Raw genomic sequence first — 3,203 nt, 5'->3', positions numbered from 1 at the left:
GGGCCGGCGCCGGCTTGGGGGCGGGCGCCGGCTCGGGGGCGGGCGCCGGCTTCGCGGCGGGCAGCGGCGGAGACGGGGGCGCCGCCGCAAGGCCCGGTGTGCCGAGCCGCCGGTCGAGGGCGGCGATGGCGTCGTCGGGCATCCCGGGGGCCTCCGCGCCCTTCAGCCCGGCGACGAAGGCCTCGATCCGGTCGAGGGCGAGGTGGGTGGCGCCCGTCGCCTCCCGGTCGAGGGCGGTCGATCCCGCCACGATGCGCTCGAACAGGGCCTCCAGGCGGTGGGCCACAGCCTCGACCGCGGGCAGGTCGACGGCGCGGGCCGCCCCTTTCAGGCTGTGGGCGCGCCGGAAGATGTCGTTCCAGTCGGGCTGGCGCCCCTCGGCACCGCCGGCGAGCGCCGCCCGGATCGCGTCGATGTGCTCGCGATGCTCGACCTCGAAGGCGGCGAGGAGCTGCTGGCGGATGTCCATCGGGGCGCCGGGGATCCTAGTGCCGGTAGCGCTCGGCGAGCGCGATCAGGGCCTGGGCGAGCTCGGTGAGGTTGGCCGAGGCCGCCTCCACCTCGCGCGTGCCCGCCGCCGTCTGCTGGCTCGCCTGCCGGATGTTCTGGAGCGCACCCATCACCTGCTCGATGCCGAGCTGCTGCTGGTTCGTGGAGGCCACGATCTGCTGGAAGGTCTGCACGCTCTCCTCCACGCGGGCGGTGATCTCCTCGATGGTGCGCTGGGTCGTGTCGGAGCGCGACTTGCCGGCGGCCGCCCGCTTCACCGCCTCCTCGGTCAGCATCACCGAGGTGTTGATGCCCCGCTGGATCTCGCCGAGGATCGCCCGGACCTGAACGGTCGCGGCCTTGGCCTGATCGGCCCGAAGCTTCATCTCGGCGGCGACGACGGCGAAGCTGCGCCCGCTCTCGCCGGCGGCGGCCGCCTCGATCGCGGCGTTGAGCGCCAGGAGATGCGTGCGCTCCGAGATGTCGTTCACGGTGGTGATGATCTCGCCGATCGTCTGCGTCTTCTCGGAGAGCGCCACGATGTTGCCGGCCACCGCCTCGGCCTGCTCGCGGATCGCATCCATCGCCCGGGCCGTGTCGGCGACCGCCCGCAGCCCCGCCTTGGAGGTCTGGGCGGTGGCCTGGGCGGTGGCGATGACCTCGCTCGCGCGCTTTCCGATCTGGGCGCCCGAATGGGTGATCTCGTCGACGGTTGCGGCGGTCTCCTGGACGGCGGCGAACTGCTCCTCGACGGAGGCCGCCTGCTCCTGGGCGGAGGCACGGATCTGGGCGGCGGCGGCGTTCAGGTCGGCGGTGGCGGCGCGGTTGGTGCGGGCGAGGTCGGCGAGCCCGGCCACCATGCCGTTGAGGCTGCGCCCCAGCCTCCCGATCTCGTCGTGGCCGCGCGCCTCGAGGGTCTGGGACAGGTCGCCCGAGCCGACCCGCTCGGCGAACGCCATCACCGTCTCCAGCGGGCGCACCACCGCGCGGCTGATCAGGACCGTGACGAGGATCGCGAGCAGGATCGCGGCGGCGAGCGTGAGGCCGACCGAGATGCGGCTGCGCTCGTAGATGTCGCGCACCCCGCGCTGGCCGGCGGCGATGCCCTCGTCGAGGATGTCGCGGGTCCGGTCGATGCTGCGCAGGAACACCTCCTGGGTGCGGTTGAGGTCGTCGTTGCGCGCCTCCACCGCCTCGATCTTCTTCTCGGAGACGGCCGCGAGCTGGGCCTCGCTGCCGCTGCGCAGCTGCCGGAAGGCCCCGGCCGCCTCAAGGGCCGCCTCGTTCATCCGCCGCCAGACGGCCGATCGCTCCGGCGAGATCGCGGTGGCCCGGAACTCGTCGGCCGCGCGCGCGAGGCCGGCGAGGACGGCCTCCGTCTCGCCGGCGGCCCGGCGCCAGGCGAGTGCCGGGTCCTCCGTGTCGGCGGCCCGCCGGCCCGTCAGCGCGAAGATCACCGCGTTGCGGCGCAGGATGCCCATGTCGCGGGCCCGGCTGGCGAGGTCGTCGAGCTTGCGGGCGACGGCGAGGTCGCGGGTGACGATGGCGTCCGTGGTGTCCCGCACTGCCCCGATCCGGTCGAGCGCGTAGAGGCCGAGGGCGACGATCACCAGCGTCACGGCGACGAAGCCGAGCAGGATCCGTTTTCCGATCGAGAGCGACACGCGTTCAGGCTCCGAAAACCGGCGGCGGGACGGGCGCCCCGATGGCCGCGCTCAAGGCAGGTAGCGCCGCAGCAGGCGCGGCAGATCGACGAGGGCGAAATCTCCCGTCCCGGCGGGACCGGCGGGGGCATAGCCCGAAACGGCCTCGCTGCCCAAGCCGAGGGCCAGCGCGGAGGCGTCGCCCTCCGGCGCGTCCGGCGCCTCGCCGTCGAGGCGGGCCGTGCCGAGCACCCGGTCGACGGCGAGCGCGACGGGGACGGAGGTGCCGCGCAGGACGACGAGGTGTCCCTCCTCGGCGGGGGTGCCGCCGCGCCCGAGTGCCCGGGCGAGGTCGAGCACGCTGACGATGCCGCCCGAGAGCGCCACGAGGCCCAGCAGGGCGGGGCTCGCCGCGGGCAGGGCCGTGCAGGGGCGGGCGGGGACCACCTGCGCCACCTCGGCGAGCGGCAGGCCGTAGCGCTCGGGGCCGCAGGCGCAGACGAGGAAGGCGCGGCCCTCGGCCCCGGCGCGGACCGCCTCGCCCCGGCGGGCGAGCGCCAGCGTGCGGGCTTCGCGCAAGGTTCGGGCCCGGGCGGCCTCGTCCTGTCGGTGTCCGTTCGCGCTCACGCGGGCCTCCTCCCTCCCTGCGCTCGCCCGTCAGCGCGTCCGGGCACCGATGCGGGCGCTGGCCAGCCGGGCGCTCGCGGCGATCTCGCGGGCGGTCGCACCGTCGCCCTCCGGCAGCACGGCGTCCGGGGCAAGCGCTTCGCTCAGCCGGGCGGCATTGTCGAGGGCCCGCCGCGCCGGCCCCGGCCGCCCGAGGGCGGCGAGCAGGAGGCCGAGATGGTAATGGGCCATCACGAAACCGGGATCGAGGTAGAGCGCGCCGCGCAGGGACCGCTCGGCCTCCGCCTCGCGCCCGAGCCCGAGCCCGAGCAGACCCTCGTAGAGGAGGAGCCGCGGGTCGCGCTGGCCGGCCTGCAGGGCCGCGCGGGCGCCGCGCCACGCCTCGGCTGTCTCGCCCGCGTCGGCGAGCGAGCGGACCCGCGCGAGCACCTCCTCGGGCGGCGG

Annotated in this window: 3 protein-coding genes and 1 pseudogene; all 4 read right to left on the bottom strand. The window is 75.8% G+C overall.

Annotated elements, in window-relative coordinates:
- Positions 1-469, bottom strand: a 469-nt coding sequence (locus tag E1J50_RS25385) for an Hpt domain-containing protein (protein ID WP_207919295.1), incomplete at its 3' end; no start/stop codon positions are given.
- Between the two features lie 16 nt (positions 470-485).
- A complete protein-coding gene (locus tag E1J50_RS25380; RefSeq protein WP_132256965.1) occupies positions 486-2,153 on the bottom strand; it encodes a methyl-accepting chemotaxis protein in 1,668 nt (555 codons plus the stop codon).
- A 51-nt stretch (positions 2,154-2,204) separates the two neighbouring features.
- Positions 2,205-2,759 (bottom strand): chemotaxis protein CheW, encoded by a 555-nt coding sequence (locus E1J50_RS25375; RefSeq protein ID WP_132256963.1) that lies wholly within the window; start codon positions 2,757-2,759, stop codon positions 2,205-2,207.
- Positions 2,760-2,789: 30 nt separating this feature from the next.
- Positions 2,790-3,203: pseudogene (locus tag E1J50_RS27635) on the bottom strand (CheR family methyltransferase); the annotation flags it as partial.

Origin of the sequence: Methylobacterium segetis (assembly GCF_004348265.1) — a bacterium.
GTDB classification, from domain to species: Bacteria; Pseudomonadota; Alphaproteobacteria; order Rhizobiales; family Beijerinckiaceae; genus Methylobacterium; species Methylobacterium segetis.
The sequence above is the reverse complement of the archived record's forward strand: the minus strand, read 5'-3'. Positions and strand labels throughout refer to the sequence as shown.